A 1,822-nucleotide genomic window follows, 5' to 3' on the forward strand; every position below is an offset into this window, starting at 1 on the left:
GTACTTCAAGCTCAAATGGATGCTATGGCCCTAAGGAATGAAGAAAAGAGAGAGTCCTTCGAAGCCAAGGTGTTTGAGAGATTAGACACACTTCAAGCAAAAATGGAGGAAATGGAAGAGAAGGAAGATCAAATAGGGGTGACCATATGTAGGCTTGTTCAAGGCGAACTAACGGAGACGGAGGAAAGTATTATGAAGAGGCTTGAACAACGCTTGAAGGTCCATGAGGAGCAAAGTGTCAAAAGATTTGAGGAATACTCCAAGAGAACCACACATGCATTTGAAAAGTTAGAGTCTCGGGTGGAGAAAATGCTTAAGCAATGTGAAGGACCCAGGATTGAAGCGGTGGTTTGCCAAGTGCAAAGATTGGAGTATCGAATGGAGACCGAAATGCGGCAACTCTATCACGGCATGTACCGAGCTCAAGGCCGATTCAATGAAAGTGATAGCGATGACGACCGTGATGAGCGCATCCATCTCTTTGAGGAGCTTCCGGGACACGTTGATGAATCCGATGAAGAAGATGCCGAAGTTGAAGGCTTGGAAGAGAATTGTGAGCCTACTTCTCCCCTAACAAGTGCCAATGATGAAAATGAATGGGTTCATGAGCACTCAATTGACTTAAAAGGCACAAGAGAAGGGGATCACATCGCTTGCCCATCGGGTGAAGAAGGAACCAACTCCATTGGTGCGGAAATGCCTAGCCATCGAGAAGATGCTTCATGGCTACCTAACGATACACCTCGTCCTTCATGCGAATTGGCATGTACCCCACAAGTCAAGGCTTGCTTTGGAGTGTTGGGGGCTAGATCTTCAAAGGAAAAATCACATGAAGACTCGAGTGGTAAAGAAGAAGAGCATACGGGGAGCTTTGAAGCACAAGAGAGGAATAGCACAAGTAAAGGGCAAGTGGTCACACAAGTATGGGTCCCGAGAGGCACACTTGAAGTCATAGAACTTTTCAACATGACGGAAATCAAATTGGGGGAAAAATCCGGTGTGTCACACAAAGCCAAGAAGAAAAGAAGAAGAAGAAGAAGAAAGTCCTCCAATCCTCAAGGTGTTGATGGTGGATCTTGTGAAGAAAGGGTCAAGTCGGGCTAACGACTCTAAACAAATGCACTCGTTGGGAGGCAACCCAAAATAGTATCCTTTTAGTATCCTTCTTCTTTATTTTTGTATTTTGTAGTCATTTAATTCTCTTTGTGTTTCTTGCATTAGTTTACATGTTTAGGATGCATTTAGATCATGTAGAGTACTTAGAATTGGGATTAGAATGCTGTGAAATGAGTTTGAAATGAAAAAAATACGTGGAAAAATGGACTGTCTAGGTCCGCTGCGGTGGACCTGTCCCTCCCGCCGCGGCGGACTTAGGCAGTTGGCGGCAATTTGGAGACTTTGAAGAGCCCGACGCGACGGACATGTCCAGTCCGCCGCGGTGGCGTGAGGCAGGCGATTTTTTTAAAAAAATTGGGCCATTGTCTCACTTGCACACTAACACACACTCCATTGTAGCTCCATTCCCACACTTAGCACACACCACACTTCATTCTAACCCCACATCTTTAGTTTAATCTTGGCACATAAGATCATCAACACTTCATTCTCACTTCAAGGAGCATCTCAAACCCCATTTTTTGCACTCAATCACAAGGAAACTAAGGTAAGAGTTTACTATTCATCATCTTCCTCACTAGCACCTTGGTTGAAAATTGCGAATTGTGGGTTGACAAATGCTTTGATTGTGCTTAAATATGTTACTTGTGATTGGGATTTTGCTACTTGATTGAAATTTTTTTTGGGGGGGGGGGGGTTTAATTTT

The 1,822-nt window shown here is 44.2% G+C and carries 1 protein-coding gene; it reads left to right on the top strand.

The window, feature by feature from the left end; translation table 11 throughout:
- Positions 1 to 1,104, top strand: a 1,104-nt coding sequence (locus BVER_RS32055) for a hypothetical protein (protein WP_198155481.1), incomplete at its 5' end; no start/stop codon positions are given.
- Positions 1,105 to 1,822 lie beyond the last annotated feature (718 nt).

The sequence above is a fragment of the Candidatus Burkholderia verschuerenii genome, from assembly GCF_001189365.1.
Taxonomy (GTDB): Bacteria; Pseudomonadota; Gammaproteobacteria; order Burkholderiales; family Burkholderiaceae; genus Caballeronia; species Caballeronia verschuerenii.